Below are 17,533 nucleotides of genomic sequence, written 5' to 3'. Positions count from 1 at the left end.
TATTGGTGTATCATAACTGCATGACAAAAATTATAATGAACAATCAAATGCAAATTGACCAGCGAACCCATCAAACTCACCGCAAGTTAATGACCGCGCTGCAAGCTCACTTTGCGGCGCAAATACCCTTCAATAAATTGACCGTCAAACAGCTTTGCCACGATGCCCATGTTGGTCGTGCGACCTTTTATCGCCATCACCAAGATATTGCAGATATTATCGTTGTCGAATACCTGATTACCCTGCAGGAACTCGGCCACGCGCTTAATAACTTGGAAAACCCGACCTATGCCACGATTGCAGGGGCCGTTATCACCACCATGCGCGCACACTTGGATTTACCCCAACTGACCGCTTGGGCGCATTGTGCTGACCGGGTTCTTCCACTAGAAACTGGTTTCGCCCAGCAACTACTCACCGCATTAGCAATCCAGACGCCACACCAGCATTTCATCGCGACTTTTCTGGGCCACAGTTGCCATCAATTTGCCTGCCAACTCGCAACAACTCAGCCCGCACTCAATCGAATCGAGACGTATCGCCTCTTCATTCAGCTCGTCCCGAATGTCTTGCAAACGCCAACGATTCCTACCGATACTAATTTGGATTGAGACTGACCGGTCGAAATAATGACTGACAACAAACTCATCGGACCCAAAAACGCGCAGACTAACTTTTTGGCGTCACCACGAGTATCCCAAAACTTCGTGCCCAGTTTTGGGACTGCTTGACACGACGCTAGCTGACTCATAATTATATTTATTTACTAACCCCAAAGTGGGCGCCTTTATTTGACGCTTCTCGACTAGCCAGTTACGCTAGACTTATCAAAGCTACGGAGGGGATTACATGCCAATCAATCCAAGTCACGCCCAAGATGTCTGGAAAGACGTCGGAGAACACGTTCAATTTACAGTTCTTCAGTTAAACCGCCAGGATCCGCAACACGACCGTGAAGTGTTCCAAGAATTTGCTGACCGGTCACAAGCCATTATTCGTTCCTTACGCATCCGCGACGCCAAGCCCGAGACCGGTACCCAACTGAAAGTTAGCATCGGTATTAGTAGTAGCGCTTGGGATTACCTCTTCCCGAACGCCCCCAAGCCGCGCGAACTCGAGACCTATACGACATTACACGGTCCCAAGTACAGTATGCCCGCGACTGACGGGGACCTCTTCTTCCACATTCGTGCTAGTAACGAAGCGGTCGTTTACGAGTGCCAGACCCAATTTCAGCGGGTACTCGCACCCATCACATCCGTTCTCGACGAAACTAAGGGCTTTCGCTACTTTGAAGGCCGCGCCATCATTGGCTTCATCGACGGAACCGAAGTGCCTGCCATCGAAGACGCCGCTGATTACGCCTTAGTTGGCGAAGAAGATCCGCAGTTCATCAACGGCTCTTACGCCTTCGCTCAAAAATGGCAACATGATATGCCGATTTGGGAACACATGACCACCGGCGACCAAGAAAAGGCAGTTGGACGCGAAAAGTTCAGCGATTTTGAATTGGATGACGACGATAAATTCAAAAACGCCCATAACGTGGCTTCCAAGTATGAAATCGACGGTGTCGAACAAAAAATCGTTCGGATGAACGTCCCATACGCGCAACCCGCTGTGTGTAATATTGGCACCTATTTCATCGGCTACGCACGTCACTGGACCGTCACCAAGGGTATGTTACAAAACATGGTCGACCAAGGCGACTTCCTATTGACCTTCTCCAAACTGCTGTCCGGCCAAGTCTTCTTCATTCCATCACGGGACTTGCTGGCGCAAATTGCAGATGATGACTTTTAATTTCGCTTAATAACCAGACCTGTATGACGCAAAAACGGCTCTGAAACCAACCTCCGAATCGGAAGCTGGCTCAGAACCGTTTTCTTAATCATTTGATGATTTCCGTGCAATATTAATAGCTGCTAACGTTGAGATCAGCATTAATCCTGTCATAATCATGACAGCTGTATTGTACGAAACGACTGGACTAGCAATGCCGGCCGTCATTAACGTGATGATTGACAGCCCAACTGAGCTCCCAATCTGATGCACCATGTTGACCACACCCGATGCCGAGCCCGCAATCGCCGCATCCGTATTCGCGACCCCCGCGACCGTCAGTGGACTCAAAGAAAAGCCTTGGCCGATCCCGATAATCACCATTGGAATCGCAATCGCCGTCACGTAGCCCGCGCGCACGCCAACCAGCGCGGCCATCAATAAGCCGACTAACGTAATCAGTTGCCCCGCAATCAAGATTTGATTGTTCGTAAATCGGTTATTCAAACGTGACACCAGGGTGGCGAAGATGAATTGAGGCACCGTTTCAGGCAAAAAGCCTAGTGCAGCCATTAATGGCGTAAAATGATAAACATTTTTGCATTGCTTGTGGTGTTAAGAAGAAGTACGAAATCATCGCACCGAGAAAGAAGAACCGCGCCACATAGGCACTACTGCGTTCACGGTCAGCGAATAATTTCAATGGCATGATTGGATGGTTTGAGCGGTGTTCTTGCCATACAAACGCTGCCAGAACAATAATCGCAATGATAATCGTTAACACCGGATTTTTAGCGCCATTAATCCCGTAGACCAGCGCAATGATCCCAATCACTGATAATAATGAGCCCAACCAATCCAGCTTGCCAGTACTGCGTTGACTAATCGGAACAAATTTCAAAGTCAATAAGAGCATCACAATGCCAATCGGCACGTTCAATAGGAAGCCCAGTCGCCAAGTCGTGTAGCTGGAGATCAAGCCACCAATCACGAGACCAAAGCTTGCGCCCAGGCCACCAGTAGCGCCGTAATACACAATCGCGCGTGTCCGCATGTTATCTTGATACGTATCCATTAGTAACGCGAGCGTCGTCGGCGCCAGAATAGCGGAACCAATCCCTTGCAGTGCCCGCATGCTAATAATCATCCCCGCACTCGTCGAAAGTCCGACCAGTAACGAGCCAATGCTAAAAATCACCAGGCCAATCAAGAAAATCTTGCGCCGTCCAAAAATATCCCCGGCACGGCCACCGAGCATTAACAAGCCACCAAACGTCAGCGCATAGGCGTTCGTCACCCACGAGAGCGCTTGGGCTGACAAATTCAAGTCAGCGGCGATTTTGACCGTACTGGTAAAAACAATCGAATTATCCAGCAGAATCATAAAATAACTAATCAGAATAATTGGCAAAATGATGCCAAACCGTTGTTGTGTTTTATTCATGTTTGCTTACCTCAATCTTTAATTAATAGCCACAGTCTATAACCTTAAAGTAACTTCAAGGCAAGCTTTTTTCTGAAAATAATTTGTTTTTTTGAAAAAAAGGCCCTGCAAGCACGGCGTAATCATCCAACTCAGTTAAGTTAGAATGGTTGTGCCGACTCACAAGGGCCTTTTCATGATTGTCCCTAGCCACTGTTTAAGATTGCAGCTAGTCACTAGTCCTGATTATGTTGTCGTTCCAAGGCACGCAGCTCTTCTTCCGCTTCCTGCATGTGGTCATAATAATGATCCAACTTGTAATGCAAGTGGTCGATTGCCGCCTGAATGTCATCACGTCTTTCTTCCATTTCTTCGAGCTGCGTCTTCAATAAATCGATCTGCTCACTCGTATTATCTTCCTGAGCATCAATTAACTGAATATAGCGCCGCAAATTCACAATGCTCATCCCAGCGGCTCGCATCTGGCGGACAAACACGATCCGCCGAATAATCCGGTCATCGATTTCCCGATTTCCCGTCTCACTGCGGTCGATAGCTGGAATCAGCCCTTCCTTTTCATAATACCGAATCGCCGCCGAAGATACGCCCGTCTGCTCACTTGCTTGTTTGATATTCATTAGAAGACCTCCATATTACTAATTTGAATTACACCATTCATGGCCCTATTATCTAACCTTCAAGTTACTTCAAGGCAAGCCCTAAAGTGACTTTTTCATTAATTTCGATTTTACGTCATACAAACTAGCCGACTTGTCGACTCCAATCCAAGCTACTAATCCTGACTAATCATGACTGAATCACCGGCATTCGCGGCTAGTCGTTCAACCGCAGTCCCAATCAAATCACCGTGTTTTAGAATGAACGCGCTCGCCGGCTCTAATAGGCGCACCTAATTTATTGTCGTTTTTCCCATGCAAGCGGCCTGACATCTGCTATAGTTAAGTCATAAAGATAGTAATTTACAGGAGGCTCTCAACATGGCAAATCGGTACTTACATAACGTTCAAGGCTTATTTGACACCATTGCACCTAATTATGACCGTATGAATAATATTATTAGTCTCGGAACGCATCGACACTGGCGCAAGCAAACGATGGCCCAGATCCATCTCGCACCTGATGCTCACGTTCTCGATTTGTGTTGTGGCACGGGAGATTGGACCATTGCGCTCGCACGGGAATTACAACCGACTGGCGAAGTGATCGGACTGGATTTTTCCGCGCCAATGCTCAAGCTAGCGCAACAAAAAGTCGCCCAACAACACGTCGCGGACCGGGTCTGGTTGCGCCGCGGTAATGCGATGCACCTTCCATTTAAAGATAACACATTCGACCTGGTCACCATTGGTTTCGGCCTTCGCAATCTTCCGGACAAAGCCCAGGCATTAGCTGAAATTTACCGCGTCCTCAAACCTGGCGCACGACTAGTCTGCCTAGAGACCTCCCAACCGGATCAACCGCTCATCAAACCGGTCTGGCAATGGTATTTCACTAAAGTTGTCCCATTATTTGGCCGCTTATTCGCACATCAATATCAAGAATATTCTTACTTACAAGAAACGACCCGCCACTTTGCCAGTTATCAGCAGCTAGCTCAGATGTTCAGGACGGCTGGCTTCCAAAACGTCCACTATCAACGTTTTAACTTTGGCGCTGCCGCTGCACATTTCGGGACCAAGGAGGCCGATTAAATGGATGAACTGACTGCCTTTAATCGGTGCCTCGACTGGCTCACCCAAGCCGTTGCGCAGCCTACTCGAGTAGATGGCGTCGTCCTGTGCGGCAATAGTCTGCCAGCGACCGCGATTGCGGCGGGGCAACTCGCCCAGCAGTATCAGCTGCCGACCGTCATCATTGCGGGCGGCGTGGGTCACGCGACGAAGTACTTACGCCACAACCTCGACCAACCGGCATCGCACGCTAGCGAAGCGGCCCTGATGGCGACACTCATCCGCCAAACCGGCTATACCGGTGAGCTCCGACTAGACGAAACTTCGACGAATACCGGCAGTAACGCCACTAACGCACGGGATTTAGCCCCAGCCAATTGGCGCCACGTCCTGCTGAGTCAAGACCCGTTGCTTGCTCGCCGGACTGAATTAACGTTTGCCGCTAACTGGGATGGTGTTGACTTTACTCGCTATCTACCAACGACACTCCAGCTGAGTCAACTGGAACCACTCCGATTCAAGGGAGATACCACGCTGACGGGCTGGCAACCAGCCTACTTTACCGAACTATTGCTCGGCGAATTTCAGCGGCTAGCGGATACCCCCACTGGTTACGGTCCCCGCGGGCAAAGCTTCATTGCGCATGTTGATATTCCTGAAGACGTTCTAGCAGCGGTTGCTGATTTACAGTCCAGAGCGCTGCGTCGGCAACGTTTAGGAATTACAACGTATTAAAATGAGCACACGCTTGGTTCTAAAATCGAAACCAAACGGACTCAATAAATGACTGACTAAAATGGCGCCTGGATCGAAGTGTTACATTCGATTCAGGCGCCATTTTTAATATTCATCAGTCGTACAAAACGGTCCCTCCGAACGGCATTCCATTAGCGGACTTAGCGCTGCGGTTCGCCACTAAATACGGTAGCATAGCGCGTTGTCAGTTCCTGTGCGAGCAACTCACCGGCTAGCTGAGAGCCTGCCAAATCCAAATGCACGTCATCCGTCGTACTTGGGTGCCACGTGGCCGTTTCAATCAATTCAATTTGCATAAATTCCGCCGTAACCGCGCGAATTACCGTCGCAAAGGCCTGATTGAACGGGACCAGCACGGCCAAACGACTATTCGGATACAGACGCTGCACTTGATTCAAGAAGCGTCGGAACACGATTGTAAAGGCCGTCTCATCAAGTTTGCGGTCATTCGTACCGACATTGATAACGACTAAATCTGTTGGGACTGGTTGCCACGGCGTTGTCGCATCAATCGCTGTCAGTGCGTCTGGTAAAACGGGGACCCCGCCCGTTCCGGGTTTCTGGAGACCGACCGCACTATAGGCGATCCGTACGTTGCGGCTATTCAGCAAGTCACTTGCCACCGCCGCGTAATTGGCTTCACCACGATAATCTTCACCGGGATTTCTCCCAGCCACCCAACAGCCGGCAGTCAGCGAATCGCCAATCCAAGTCAGACTATGGCGTCCTAATTGAACGGGCTGCAACGTCCCATCACTCGTCAAGGCACTGATTGCAAACCCTTGATTGCCATCCCAGACGCGGTCTTCATCGGTATTACCACTCAGCACCAAGCGAATCACGTGGGGCCGACCATCCAAAGTCAGCCAGATTGGGTCACTCGTCACAGCTTGGCGCCGAAACGGCAACCCGTCGATTTGGATTGCAATCCAACTCGGTAACTCACGCGCTAAATCCAGCATGGTAATGCGGACAAAACTCGCCGCCGTGGCCTGAAACCACATTTCAGCGCCCAAATTAGTACTGTACATCACGGGTTGCTGCTCAATTTCTTTGATTGCCCATCGCCCCTGAAAATAAGCGGGCATCAGGGGTTGATTAGCTTGTGTTACTTGGTAATCCACGGTATTTCCTCCATCTCTATCTCTGTTGTAATTCACACCAGCAGTGTTCAGTTAAGTGAACAATGGTAGCTGGCGTGTTTGTTGAAACCCAATCCGATACGCGTTGTCAGCCAGCCCCGGAGGTCGGACTAAGGCGCGCACCGGCTGACGAACAATAAGCCAACCTAAGAATCAGCATTAACGCTACAAAACACCAATCACAACGGTAAATCTGATTTATTTTGATAAATTGACCAAAACTTGATGGCTATCAAGTTGCCATCAAGAATCAGCGGCTATACTAGGGTCATCAAATCAAATAAGGAGTTGCAAATTATGAAAATTCAGGGGTTTCTAACTAAACATACGAATCAAATCACATTAATCACTGGTATTCTGATCGTCCTCGGCATGCTCAGCAAATACTTGTTCCAATTCACGCTGGGCTACCAAGTCATTCTGGCTGTCGCATCCGTGATTGCGGTCATTCCAATCGCGGTTCGGGCTTGGAGCGCGCTGCGCAACAAGGTCTTCAGTATTGAACTGTTAGTCAGCATTGCCGTTATCGGGGCCTTCATCATTGGCGAATTCAACGAATCAGCCATCGTGACGTTCCTATTCTTGTTCGGGTCCTACCTCGAAAGCAAAACATTGCAAAAGACGCGGACGGCCATCAAAGGTTTGACTGACATGTCACCAACGACCGCGACCCTCGTAACCGCTGATGGTACGGAAGAAGTCGATGTCGATGATGTTGACGAAGGCGATGTTGTCTTAGTCAAAACGGGGAGCCAAGTCCCTGTCGACGGGGTCGTCGTTGAAGGTAATGGTTACCTCAACGAAGCTTCTATCACCGGTGAAGCCCGTCAGATCAACAAACAACTCAATGATTCCGTTTATTCTGGTACGATGGTCGAAAACGGCTATCTTAAAATCAAAGCGACTCAAGTGGGTGATGACACGACGTTTGCTAAAATCATCGAACTCGTCGAAGAAGCCCAAGACACGAAGTCCAAAGCCGAAAAGTTCATCGACCGCTTTGCTCAATATTATACGCCTGCCGTTCTCGTTTTAGCAGTCTTAGTCTTCGCCTTCTCACGTGACTTCCGATTAGCGATCACCGTCTTAGTTCTAGGATGCCCAGGGGCCCTCGTTATCGGTGCCCCCGTCTCAAACGTTGCCGGAATCGGTAATGGTGCCAAACGTGGCATCTTAATCAAGGGTGGCGAAGTCGTCGATACCTTTGCCAAAGTCGATACGCTGGTCTTCGATAAAACGGGGACTTTGACGGAAGGTAATACTGCCGTTACCACGATGCACACTTACACGACTAACGCCGACAATCAACTCGCTTTAGCCGCTGCCATCGAAAGCGTTTCTGACCATCCACTCGGTCAAGCTATCGTGACCTACGCAGCCCAAAAGTCCGCCGGTGTCGCACCCGTCCTCGATGATACCGAAACCGTCAAAGGCCAAGGCATCTGCGCTAAAGTCGGTGACCAATCCGTCGTCATTGGGAACCAAAAGATGTTAACCGCGCATCAAATCGAACTTAACCCAGCTCAACTCAAAGACCTGAACGATTTACAAGCAGGTGGTCAATCCACAGTCATCATGGCCGTTGATGGCCAAGTTCAACTGATCTTCGGGATTGCCGATACCATCCGCCCAGGCGTCAAGGATTCACTCGCCGCACTCAAAGCTCAGGGTATCAAGAAATTAGTCATGTTGACTGGTGACAATCAGTTAACGGCCCAAGCAGTCGCAGATGAATTGAACCTAGACGAAGTTCACGCCAACTTATTACCAGAAGAAAAGGTCGAATACGTTAAAAAGCTCAAAGCTGATGGGAACACGGTCGCCTTTATCGGTGATGGAATCAACGACAGTCCGTCCATCGCTAACGCGGATATCGGTATTGCCATGGGTAGCGGGACCGATGTCGCTATCGACACCTCCGACGTTGTCCTGATGCAATCCAGCTTCCCAGCACTGGTCCACGCCCATGGTCTCGCTAAGAAGACGGTGCTCAACACGCGGGAAAACATCTTCATCGCCATCGCGACGGTGGCCTTCCTCCTGATTGGCTTAGTCTTCGGCTACATTTACATGGCCAGTGGGATGTTCGTCCACGAAGCCAGCATCCTGGTCGTTATTTTCAACGCGATGCGCCTGATCAACTTCCAGACCAAGTTCGACAAACAACAACCTGCCAAAACGATCCAAGCCGCAACGGCCTAACCACGTTACGGATATCCACCCCCAGCCCATAAAAAATGGCAACCAGACTAGTCTTCCCCAACTAGTCTGGTTGCCATTTTTTAGCTAATAATAACTAAAATGATAACGCCATAATAATTTCATAAGTACGCTCGGTTGATTAATTGCAATTATAAACTAAAAAAGATCTTGTAAAGCCAAATCCCAATCACGGCGCCAACAATCGGTGCCACGACCGGAACCCAGCTGTATTCCCAATGTGAAGACCCCTTATTGGGAACCGGTAATAGTGCGTGAACGAGCCGCGGCCCTAAATCCCGGGCAGGGTTCAGAGCTGGCCCAGTCGGCCCACCTAGTGAGATGACCATTGCCGCAATCAGTAATCCGACCCCGATGTTAGCAATATCGATATTTTGATGGAAGAACATCCCGCGATACAGGCCCATCGCCCCAAAAATTAGGACGGCGGTCCCGACCATTTCGGTAATGAACCCGTTCAGCTGACTGTGAGCGGCGTCACTAGTGGCAAACGTCCCTAATACTGCGCCAGCATCAGTCGTTTGTCGGTAGTGTGGCCAGTATAGTGCGAGAATCAAGCATTGTCCTACGATGGCACCGAGAAATTGCCAGATTAAGTACTGCGCAACGTGTGACCAGGGGAAGAGACCAACCGTTGCTTGACCAATCGTAATCGCAGGGTTCAAGTGGTTACCAGAGATTGACCCGAACATCATTGCTGGCAGCATAACCCCCAGCCCGTACCCCGACGCCACCAGTAGCCAACCCCCGTTGGCGAGTCCTGGATCGTCGTTTCCGGTCGTGTTCTTTAGGAATGCATTAGCGACAGCACCGTTGCCTAGTAGCACTAGGATTAGGGTGCCAAAGAATTCTGCAGCGTAGCGTGCTTCCCATGAACCTGTCATCTTGTATCCTCCTCGTATGGTACCGAGCATCTATGATACTTTGAAGGATAGCAGATAAAACCATTTATGTAAACGCTTCATTTTGCTGTAATAAGCCGTTTCTAATCATCCGAGCCGGCCTCCTACTTATACCCCCGCTCGTATTAAAGTCGATCTAGCGACGTTTGTTATGAGTCGCGTCGACTTTCAAGCTGGCAAATCAGATCATCACCCTGGTTCATAATTGATGAAGCTCAACAATTGCGAGTCTTGATTTGCCACCAGCGCTACCTGATTTCAGAAAAACTGTCATGCTGGAATTCAGTCATTAAAGCTAACTTTTCAGACGCTGAATGTCTAGAACTCGTCGTACAAAAAATCCTTTATGGAAAGTCAGATGACTGATTCTATTTCAGTTGACAACCATAAAGGAATCATAACAAGCAGGTATTAGGCCTAGGGAACTGCCCCTCCTCCGTATTATTGGCTAGGCCACGTATTGGTCGTACCTAGCATGTTGAACTCGCCCCACCCCTTCTGAGAATGCGCCAGTTCATTGATCGCTGCTAGTATTTTGTTTTCATCGGCAGTGAATTGTAACTTATCGACAAACACCTGACTGGCAATCTGATCATAGACGGCGCGGGCCTGGCGTTCAGGCGTCTGTTGGTTATGTTCGACTTTACTGATACCAGTTTCAAGAATATTTAGCACATACTGATAACGTTCGGGCGTAGCGTGTTGCTGCAGTGAAAGCTGTAACCGAGTAAATAAGTCTAAAGCTTGTTTTTTAGCATGGTCCGACTTCGTGTTAGTCACAAAATCCCCTCCTGACATTAAGGTAAAAAAAGCCTTTTTCCCCGTGGTCATCGTAAGGCTTCCCCACATAACTGTCAAACCCAGGAAACCGGTTGCACGTCAGCCATTTGAAAGTTAACTTGATAAATTGGTCATTTGGACAAAAAAGTTGCATTTGCATACCTATGGGGGTATATTATCAATTGTTAATAAAGTACATCTGGAGGGTTTAACATGATTAAAGAAATTCATGATCAAGATTTTGCGAAAGAAACAGATACTGGGATTGCCGTCGTTGATTTCCGCGCTGACTGGTGCCCGCCATGTCGAATGATGGACCCAATTTTGAAGTCATTGTCCGAAGATGCTAACTACAAAGACAAGGTCAACTTCGTTTCATTGAATGTCGACAACGACAAAGAAATTGCGAGCCAATTCCAAGTTCAAGGGATCCCAACCTTCCTAATCAAGAAGGATGGCCAAGTCGTTAGTCATCTCGTGGGCGCGCGGCCAAAGCCAGCCTTTGAATCTGAACTCCAAAAAGCACTCGATTAAGTCGACGGGAGGTCTCCATGGCAGCTACCGAAGAATATGTCACCAGTAAACAAATTCAGACCCGTCTGAAGCGCTCCGCTGGTCAACTGGACGGCGTCTTGCGAATGATGGATGAGGACCGCCCTTGCGACGACGTCCTCGTTCAACTTTCCGCGGTCAAGTCCAGCATCGACAAGGCAATGAAGCTGGTCATTGCCCGCAACATTAATAATTGCGTCGACAATATGACAAGTGCCGATGTTCAGAACCTCGAGCACTCATTAGACTTGTTGTTAAAAACGAAATAACATAAGCAGTAAATAATCGACCGTATCTCCTGCGATCGCCATATGGATTCTGATTACCTCATTAAACATATTGATGAGGTGCTTTTGAAGGAAAAGAGTGTTCTGAGCTTCTCTCAAAAACCGAGAAGTTCAGAACACTCTTTTTTACTGGAAATAATTTGTAAAACAATTCGGGAAAACAATACGGTTAATTATTTACTGCTTACTCAGAAAAACACATAAAGTATTGCTCATTTGGCCTGTTTATCGACTCAATTATAGGGCCTCACAATCATTTTCCGCCTTCTCAATTATTCATTCAATAAATCGTAATACTTGGGTTCGTCAACGGGAAGAGTTTTTGCACTGATTTCGATGCTTTCGGCTAACAGTTGATAAAAGTCAGTTATCATAATCGATTTATGTTTCAAACGAAACTGAGAAATCGTCTTCCAGTGATTACCGTCATCCTCGCTAATCTTGCCATTCAAGTGCGTTGCTAGATATGCAACTAAATTGTAAAATCCTTTTTGATTGAAAGGTAACTCAGTTTCATACTCAGTAAACACCGCAATTTCTTTAGAATTATCTTTAACTGGCTGTATAAGTAATCCGTCTGCCTTCCATTCCAAGGGAACATTCTTCCATTCTGGATTTAAGTCACTTGGAAATAGAGAAAAAGATAGTCGAAATTCATCTTTCAAAGTTTGTGTGGTACCGGCATGGTTAATCCACAGTCCGTTCTTGTCTATTCCCCAAATCAATTCAGCTAAATCATCTAACTCAATATTAATCTTGTTTTGATTGACTTCAACTAAAGCACGCATTTTTGTCATCCTCACTTTAATGATTGTGCAGCTTTATAAATTGCTTTCCTGATTTTCTGTAAATTACCAGATGTGAACTGGTTTCTCGTTTGTTTTCTGAGGGCTCTTATTGCATCTTGGACACTGTTAATATCAGAATAATCAAGACGTGAAACAAGTTATTAACTTTTCTTGCATCCGGCGCATTCGATGTTCCAAAACCGCCTCTAAAATATCATCGCAGATTCCTTCTGACACAGCATCCGTACAAATGTCCTCTATTACCATAATGGAGCTTTTTTTATATCATCCACTTTTTTGACCGGTCGCATTGGTTTTGATAGCCTATTTTACTTCTGTTGCACAGTTTTTTCGTGATAGCCATCCAAATCATAATCTGATAATGAAGCTTTTGCTAAATTTAGGGCATATAACTACTGCGGACCCGCTACTGCAACACTTTTACTGAACGTGTACGTATTAACTTATTGGAAGGCCTGTAAGAGATATACCGGTTTTGGCCGGTAACCTGGCATTGTAGTTGCCTCACCTTGCTTGTATTTTTGCTTATAATTATAAACCTCATATAGCTTAGCAGTGCTTCGTTGAAGTGCGTCATCAGATAACTGATCAAGTGTGTGTTAAAAAAATTGACAATCAGCACCCTGATAAGTCTTCAACATTAGTTGTTCATAGCGCTTGTTAGCGGGCTTACGAAACAACACTCAATCGATTCAAAAAAACGTGCATGATTGCAGCATCAAGTTAACTTGATAGCCGCAATCACGCACGTTTTTTATTAATCATTAATACTAACTAAAGTTTGTCGTTTCTTAATATTCAGCGCTCAATTGTACCAAGTAAAGTGGTCATTCATCCGTCAATCGAGCAGCTACCCAACTATCAGGCTGAGTGAGCGAGCACGCACTGCCGAACAGTAAGCCACCTCAACTACTAACAGCGGCGGTTATTTTCCAATTGGCGCCAGCTAACGCCACTAATCCTTCCAATCGCCCTTTTTCCAATCATCATGGTTCCAATCATCTTTTTTCCAGTCATCGTCGTCATCACTGTGGGACTGCTCGGTATCCTTGGGCGCTCGTTTTGCTCGCTTCAACAGTACTGTCGTTGAAACAACCGTCACGAATCCAGTCGCGATAATAAAGACAAACGTCCACATGATAATATCACTAATCGACATCTTGGGGTCCCTCCCTTAATTAATGTCGCTAGTATAGCGCAGCCCAGTCACAATAGCAAAAGTGCCCGGAATCGCCTGCCCACACAATGGCGATTCCGAGCACTTCATTTGAATTGACCTGACTAATTAGTCATCATCATCTTCGTCTTCTTCATCTAGTCCGGTACGTGCGTCATTGCCCAAGTAGGCTTGCAGTTCCCGGATGTTGCGATTATTGCTGCCGCGGTAAGCGACTAACCATGCGGCTAATGCTGGCCGGGTCTCTTTTTCAGCTAACTTGATAGCCCGGTCAACGAATAGGTTTTCCGTATCAAAATCCTTGATGGTTGCGGCCACGAGTTCATCAGCGGATTGGTACTTGAAAGCCCCGTTTTCTTCCAACATTGAATACTTGGTTAATTCAGCCGTTGTGGAAGATGGCTTTTGGTTTTCATCTAAGAGTAAGTCACCGAGTTCAGCAAACTGACGGACATTTTGGTCGATCAGTTGTTGATATTCCGTCCGCAATGCCAATGATTGCGGGCCTTTGACGTACCATTTGACCTGACTTAACTTAACATAGGCGACCATTAGATTCGACAAGATGTGATTCGTCATCGCACCGGCAGTCGGGACGTGGTGGTCAATATCACTTTGTTTTAATTCAGCGGCGTATTGTTCATCGATTGTTAATTCACTCATGAATGCGTCCTCCTATTTAACCTTAACGTTTTCTACTTCATAGCCCAAACCGGTAACGACTTGTGCCAAATCATCGGCCGACGTTACTTCTGGATCAAAGTTGGCCTTGACCTTGCTAGCATTGAATAACACTTTGACATTTTCGACACCCTCGTGGTTCGACACAGCCTTTTCAATCTTGGTCATGCATGATGGGCAGGTCAACGTTCCTAATTGCATAATAATTTTCATTTCAATTACCTCCGTATCAACTCATTTGATGGTTCTATCATAACCGGATTTTATTGATAAGAACTTGACCGCCGTCAAGAAATAATAAAAAGTTTTCGGTTACAATAAAATTGTTAAAAATCAAGCCATAGATGAAACGCGAACGCCTACGCCATAGCAGAAATCTGGTATAGTAAAGGTGAATCTAATTAGGGGGTGTTCTCATGGCAGAGCATGAATGCGTTCAGTTAGTGCCGATTTTCAAGGAACTCGCGGATGAACAGTTAGATACAATTGAAACGATCGTTCAGCATCATCACTTTCCAGCCGGCAGCACCATTTTCAGCGCTGACGACCCACTCGATTCGTTGATGATTCTCGCCAACGGCCAAGTCAAAGTCTATCAATTAGCTGCAAATGGCCGGGAACAGTTACTGTACTTATTACAAACTGGTGATATTGATGGCGAAGCTGCCCTATTCGAGAACCAACGCCGCACGTCCTTTGGCGAAGCGCTGGTTCCGACCGATGTCTGCAGCATCCGCCGCGCCGACTTTCAAGCGTTGATGCAACAATATCCTAGCATCAGCATCAACGTCTTAAACGTCTTCGGCAGACGGCTCACCCAGCTGGAACGCCAAACGACGAGCACGGCGACCGAGTCCGTTGAAGCGCGCTTAGCCAACTACCTCACGGAAACGGCGGCCGCACTCAAGACGGACGCGTTTAAATTACCATTAAAGAAGAAGGACTTGGCGACCTTCTTGGGAACCACCCCTGAAAGCATTAGCCGCAAGCTCGCCTTGTTCGAACGTCAAGGCCTGATTACCCAAAAGACTGGCAAAATCATTAAAATCAACGATGCAGACCAACTGTTATTAACTGAATAAGATAATCAAACCAACCGGATGGCGATTCACCATATGCGTGAGCGTTCATCCGGTTGGTTTGTTCACCCGCCTATTTTTGCGCCGATCGCGCCCGTAATCTTGGCCCAACCAATCATATATAAGGGCCCCAATTAACACGATTGCCGTGACTGAAGCGCGCCATTTGGCCACTACACCCACCCGGTTTAATTTTGCCGACAGCTCTCACTGTCCAAAATCATTTTAATTTTCAGCGGTTCTCGACGATACCACTTGGATTAATCTAAGGTATAATTAAACTAGTATTAGAAAATTTATTAGGGAGTGGATTTAATGGCAACCATTAATCAAGCAGCAGTAAAACAAGATCTCTACGATGCCGTCAATGGCGAGTGGCTCAAAACCGCCGTCATTCCGGATGACCATTCTTCAACTGGTGGCTTCATGGACTTAGTCGATGCCATCGAAAAAACGTTAATGCATGATTTTGATGCCATGGCTGCGGGTTCAGTTGAGCCTGATAATCCCCAGCTAGCTGAATTTATCAAGTTTTACCGCTTAGCCAAAGATTTTAAGCAACGCGACGCTAACGGGGCCGAACCACTATTACCATGCCTCAAGCAAGTCGATAGTCTAAGTAATTTTGCTGACTTACAACAACGGATGCCCGATTGGATCTACGACGGCCTCCCATTGCCATTCAGCCTGGACGTCGACGCTGACATGAAGAATACCAAGGTCAACGCCCTCTTCGCCCAAGCACCCGGCACCATTTTGCCCGACAAGACTTACTACGACGAAGGCAACCAGGCCGGCCCTAAGTTACTCGCCATCTACGCACAAATGATGACTGAACTGCTTCAAAAGACCGGCTACGACGAAGCGGAAGCCAAGCAAATCGTCGACGACACCTTGAAGTTTGACCGGTTGATCGTGCCGTGGGTCAAATCCGCTGAAGAATCCGCTGATTACAGCAAGATGTATAACCCGCGTAAATTCAACGATTTCGTCAACACAAGTCGGTACTTAGACCTAGCTGCCATCACGTATTCGGTCATCGATGGTAATCCTGAACAAGTCATCCTGCCAGAACCCGCCTTCTTTGACCATTTCAATGAGGTGGTCAATCCGGACAACTTCGGCTTGATGAAGAACTGGATGAAGGCGAAGTTAGTTCAACGCTACAGCGGCTACTTAAGCGACGACATGCGGGTCTTAGCGACGACCTACTCCCGGGCCCTCTCTGGACAAAAGGAACCACGTAACCAGGCGAAGAGCGCCTACTACCTCGCAACCGGCACGTTTGACCAAGTCGTTGGCCTCTACTATGGTCACAAATACTTCGGTGAAGCTGCCAAAGCTGACGTGCATCAGATGGTCGAGAAAATGATTGGCGTCTACAAGCGCCGTCTGCAAGCCAACACTTGGCTCAGTGCCGATACCCGTGCCAAGGCCGTCACCAAGCTTGATAAACTGGGCATTCAAGTCGGTTACCCTGATAAATTGGAAGCCATCTACACGAAGTTCAAGACGCACACTCCTGAACAGGGCGGCAACGTGTTGAGTAACGTGCTCCACTTCAACCGACTTGCTCGGCAAGACATGTTCTCAAAATGGGGTAAGGCCACGGACCGGACGCGCTGGGAAATGAGTGCGGACACGGTCAACGCTTACTACCACCCATTCATGAATATCATCGTCTTCCCTGCAGCAATCTTGCAAGCACCGTTCTATAGTCTCGAGCAGTCTTCTAGCGCGAACTACGGTGGTATCGGTGCCGTGATTGCCCATGAAATCTCACACGCCTTCGATAACAACGGCGCGCTGTTCGACGAATTTGGGAACTTGCATAACTGGTGGACAGACGAAGATTCCGCACACTTTAAGGAACTCGCCAAGTCGATGATCAGTGAATTTGACGGTCTCGACTTCGCTGGCGCTAAGGTCAACGGGACGCTGACGGTATCCGAAAATATTGCCGATGCCGGTGGTCTGAGTTGTGCTGAAGAAGCAGCCAAGGGCGAAGACGACGTCGACCTCAACGCCTTCTTCACCAACTGGGCCATGATCTGGCGGATGAAAGCAACGACGGAATACATGCAACTGTTACTTTCAATCGACGTCCACGCCCCAGCTAAGTTGCGGGCCAATGTGCAACCAAAGAATCTGGATGACTTCTACACGACCTTCGATATCCAACCTGAAGACGCGATGTACTTGGCACCAGACAAACGGGTCAAGATTTGGTAATTTAATTCTTATTGTTTAAA

The 17,533-nt window shown here is 47.6% G+C and carries 19 protein-coding genes and 1 pseudogene; 9 read left to right on the top strand and 11 right to left on the bottom strand.

Translation table 11 applies throughout. The features are described from left to right. Positions 1 to 20: 20 nt before the first annotated feature. Both KGF70_RS09990 and KGF70_RS09985 read left to right on the top strand, forming a co-directional pair. Entirely contained in the window at positions 21 to 611 is a 591-nt protein-coding gene (locus KGF70_RS09990; RefSeq protein WP_216768660.1) for a TetR/AcrR family transcriptional regulator, read from the top strand. A gap of 238 nt (positions 612 to 849) precedes the next feature. Then, entirely contained in the window at positions 850 to 1,803 is a 954-nt protein-coding gene (locus tag KGF70_RS09985; protein WP_216768659.1) for a Dyp-type peroxidase, read from the top strand. 84 nt (positions 1,804 to 1,887) lie between these two features. Here KGF70_RS09985 and KGF70_RS17270 read toward each other — a convergent pair whose 3' ends face one another. The 3 genes from KGF70_RS17270 to KGF70_RS09975 all read right to left on the bottom strand — a co-directional run bounded on the left by KGF70_RS17270 (position 1,888) and on the right by KGF70_RS09975 (position 3,843). After that, positions 1,888 to 2,289: a hypothetical protein gene (locus KGF70_RS17270; RefSeq protein ID WP_253954825.1), complete on the bottom strand. Its 402-nt coding sequence runs from the start codon at positions 2,287 to 2,289 to the stop codon at positions 1,888 to 1,890. Positions 2,290 to 2,329: 40 nt separating this feature from the next. Next, on the bottom strand, positions 2,330 to 3,226 hold the full coding sequence (locus KGF70_RS09980) for an MFS transporter (protein ID WP_253954824.1): 897 nt from the start codon (positions 3,224 to 3,226) through the stop codon (positions 2,330 to 2,332). A gap of 215 nt (positions 3,227 to 3,441) precedes the next feature. Continuing rightward, positions 3,442 to 3,843: a MerR family transcriptional regulator gene (locus KGF70_RS09975; RefSeq protein WP_216768658.1), complete on the bottom strand. Its 402-nt coding sequence runs from the start codon at positions 3,841 to 3,843 to the stop codon at positions 3,442 to 3,444. Positions 3,844 to 4,203: 360 nt separating this feature from the next. Here KGF70_RS09975 and KGF70_RS09970 point away from each other — a divergent pair, with 360 nt between their 5' ends. Together KGF70_RS09970 and KGF70_RS09965 are read left to right on the top strand one after the other, a co-directional pair. Beyond that, positions 4,204 to 4,917, top strand: a complete 714-nt coding sequence (locus KGF70_RS09970; RefSeq protein WP_101874187.1) for a demethylmenaquinone methyltransferase — start codon at positions 4,204 to 4,206, stop codon at positions 4,915 to 4,917. Continuing rightward, positions 4,918 to 5,631: a YdcF family protein gene (locus KGF70_RS09965; RefSeq protein WP_216768657.1), complete on the top strand. Its 714-nt coding sequence runs from the start codon at positions 4,918 to 4,920 to the stop codon at positions 5,629 to 5,631. 161 nt (positions 5,632 to 5,792) lie between these two features. On the opposite strand, the gene KGF70_RS09960 is transcribed toward KGF70_RS09965, so the two are convergent. Beyond that, positions 5,793 to 6,776, bottom strand: a complete 984-nt coding sequence (locus KGF70_RS09960; protein WP_216768656.1) for an SGNH/GDSL hydrolase family protein — start codon at positions 6,774 to 6,776, stop codon at positions 5,793 to 5,795. Between the two features lie 315 nt (positions 6,777 to 7,091). Here KGF70_RS09960 and KGF70_RS09955 point away from each other — a divergent pair, with 315 nt between their 5' ends. Then, the gene (locus tag KGF70_RS09955; RefSeq protein ID WP_216768655.1) at positions 7,092 to 8,996 is read left to right on the top strand and encodes a heavy metal translocating P-type ATPase; all 1,905 of its coding nucleotides are present in this window, start codon (positions 7,092 to 7,094) and stop codon (positions 8,994 to 8,996) included. 149 nt (positions 8,997 to 9,145) lie between these two features. Here the strand turns inward: KGF70_RS09955 and KGF70_RS09950 are convergent, their stop codons facing one another. After that, positions 9,146 to 9,898, bottom strand: a complete 753-nt coding sequence (locus KGF70_RS09950) for an MIP/aquaporin family protein (RefSeq protein ID WP_101874191.1) — start codon at positions 9,896 to 9,898, stop codon at positions 9,146 to 9,148. A 459-nt stretch (positions 9,899 to 10,357) separates the two neighbouring features. Further along, positions 10,358 to 10,696 carry a bacteriocin immunity protein gene (locus KGF70_RS09945; RefSeq protein ID WP_216768654.1) on the bottom strand — a complete coding sequence of 113 codons (339 nt, stop codon included), beginning with the start codon at positions 10,694 to 10,696 and terminating at the stop codon, positions 10,358 to 10,360. A gap of 213 nt (positions 10,697 to 10,909) precedes the next feature. Here KGF70_RS09945 and KGF70_RS09940 point away from each other — a divergent pair, with 213 nt between their 5' ends. Together KGF70_RS09940 and KGF70_RS09935 are read left to right on the top strand one after the other, a co-directional pair. Then, positions 10,910 to 11,230, top strand: a complete 321-nt coding sequence (locus KGF70_RS09940; protein ID WP_088770496.1) for a co-chaperone YbbN — start codon at positions 10,910 to 10,912, stop codon at positions 11,228 to 11,230. 17 nt (positions 11,231 to 11,247) lie between these two features. Continuing rightward, on the top strand, positions 11,248 to 11,517 hold the full coding sequence (locus tag KGF70_RS09935; protein WP_105921896.1) for a metal-sensitive transcriptional regulator: 270 nt from the start codon (positions 11,248 to 11,250) through the stop codon (positions 11,515 to 11,517). A gap of 290 nt (positions 11,518 to 11,807) precedes the next feature. Here KGF70_RS09935 and KGF70_RS09930 read toward each other — a convergent pair whose 3' ends face one another. From KGF70_RS09930 to KGF70_RS09910, 5 genes and pseudogenes are all read right to left on the bottom strand, one after another. Then, a complete protein-coding gene (locus tag KGF70_RS09930; protein ID WP_088770495.1) occupies positions 11,808 to 12,323 on the bottom strand; it encodes a hypothetical protein in 516 nt (171 codons plus the stop codon). Between the two features lie 464 nt (positions 12,324 to 12,787). Further along, a pseudogene (locus KGF70_RS17775) lies at positions 12,788 to 12,922 on the bottom strand (hypothetical protein); the annotation flags it as partial. Positions 12,923 to 13,299: 377 nt separating this feature from the next. Continuing rightward, positions 13,300 to 13,503, bottom strand: coding sequence for a hypothetical protein (locus KGF70_RS09920; RefSeq protein WP_050338263.1), 204 nt, complete (start codon positions 13,501 to 13,503; stop codon positions 13,300 to 13,302). A 126-nt stretch (positions 13,504 to 13,629) separates the two neighbouring features. After that, positions 13,630 to 14,184: a DNA starvation/stationary phase protection protein gene (locus KGF70_RS09915; protein WP_021338046.1), complete on the bottom strand. Its 555-nt coding sequence runs from the start codon at positions 14,182 to 14,184 to the stop codon at positions 13,630 to 13,632. Positions 14,185 to 14,196: 12 nt separating this feature from the next. Then, positions 14,197 to 14,415 carry a heavy-metal-associated domain-containing protein gene (locus tag KGF70_RS09910; protein WP_014571628.1) on the bottom strand — a complete coding sequence of 73 codons (219 nt, stop codon included), beginning with the start codon at positions 14,413 to 14,415 and terminating at the stop codon, positions 14,197 to 14,199. Positions 14,416 to 14,618: 203 nt separating this feature from the next. Here KGF70_RS09910 and KGF70_RS09905 point away from each other — a divergent pair, with 203 nt between their 5' ends. Together KGF70_RS09905 and KGF70_RS09900 are read left to right on the top strand one after the other, a co-directional pair. Continuing rightward, positions 14,619 to 15,284 (top strand): Crp/Fnr family transcriptional regulator, encoded by a 666-nt coding sequence (locus KGF70_RS09905; protein ID WP_050338262.1) that lies wholly within the window; start codon positions 14,619 to 14,621, stop codon positions 15,282 to 15,284. Positions 15,285 to 15,596: 312 nt separating this feature from the next. Beyond that, complete coding sequence (locus KGF70_RS09900; protein WP_216768653.1) at positions 15,597 to 17,513, top strand: M13 family metallopeptidase; 1,917 nt, start codon at positions 15,597 to 15,599, stop codon at positions 17,511 to 17,513. Positions 17,514 to 17,533: the final 20 nt, after the last annotated feature.

It is taken from the genome of Lactiplantibacillus sp. 7.2.4, from assembly GCF_018991185.1.
Classification (GTDB): Bacteria; Bacillota; Bacilli; order Lactobacillales; family Lactobacillaceae; genus Lactiplantibacillus; species Lactiplantibacillus pentosus.
Note: the sequence above shows the minus strand (reverse complement) of the source record. Positions and strands in the feature narration are given on the sequence as shown.

Coding starts and splice junctions, on each gene's coding strand:
- KGF70_RS09920 (WP_050338263.1), bottom strand. CDS start 13,503: ATGTCGATTAGTGATATTATCATGTGGACGTTTGTCTTTATTATCGCG.
- KGF70_RS09935 (WP_105921896.1), top strand. CDS start 11,248: ATGGCAGCTACCGAAGAATATGTCACCAGTAAACAAATTCAGACCCGT.
- KGF70_RS09915 (WP_021338046.1), bottom strand. CDS start 14,184: ATGAGTGAATTAACAATCGATGAACAATACGCCGCTGAATTAAAACAA.
- KGF70_RS09905 (WP_050338262.1), top strand. CDS start 14,619: ATGGCAGAGCATGAATGCGTTCAGTTAGTGCCGATTTTCAAGGAACTC.
- KGF70_RS09910 (WP_014571628.1), bottom strand. CDS start 14,415: ATGAAAATTATTATGCAATTAGGAACGTTGACCTGCCCATCATGCATG.
- KGF70_RS09965 (WP_216768657.1), top strand. CDS start 4,918: ATGGATGAACTGACTGCCTTTAATCGGTGCCTCGACTGGCTCACCCAA.
- KGF70_RS09900 (WP_216768653.1), top strand. CDS start 15,597: ATGGCAACCATTAATCAAGCAGCAGTAAAACAAGATCTCTACGATGCC.
- KGF70_RS09940 (WP_088770496.1), top strand. CDS start 10,910: ATGATTAAAGAAATTCATGATCAAGATTTTGCGAAAGAAACAGATACT.
- KGF70_RS09985 (WP_216768659.1), top strand. CDS start 850: ATGCCAATCAATCCAAGTCACGCCCAAGATGTCTGGAAAGACGTCGGA.
- KGF70_RS09970 (WP_101874187.1), top strand. CDS start 4,204: ATGGCAAATCGGTACTTACATAACGTTCAAGGCTTATTTGACACCATT.
- KGF70_RS09975 (WP_216768658.1), bottom strand. CDS start 3,843: ATGAATATCAAACAAGCAAGTGAGCAGACGGGCGTATCTTCGGCGGCG.
- KGF70_RS09950 (WP_101874191.1), bottom strand. CDS start 9,898: ATGACAGGTTCATGGGAAGCACGCTACGCTGCAGAATTCTTTGGCACC.
- KGF70_RS09980 (WP_253954824.1), bottom strand. CDS start 3,226: ATGAATAAAACACAACAACGGTTTGGCATCATTTTGCCAATTATTCTG.
- KGF70_RS09990 (WP_216768660.1), top strand. CDS start 21: ATGACAAAAATTATAATGAACAATCAAATGCAAATTGACCAGCGAACC.
- KGF70_RS09955 (WP_216768655.1), top strand. CDS start 7,092: ATGAAAATTCAGGGGTTTCTAACTAAACATACGAATCAAATCACATTA.
- KGF70_RS09930 (WP_088770495.1), bottom strand. CDS start 12,323: ATGCGTGCTTTAGTTGAAGTCAATCAAAACAAGATTAATATTGAGTTA.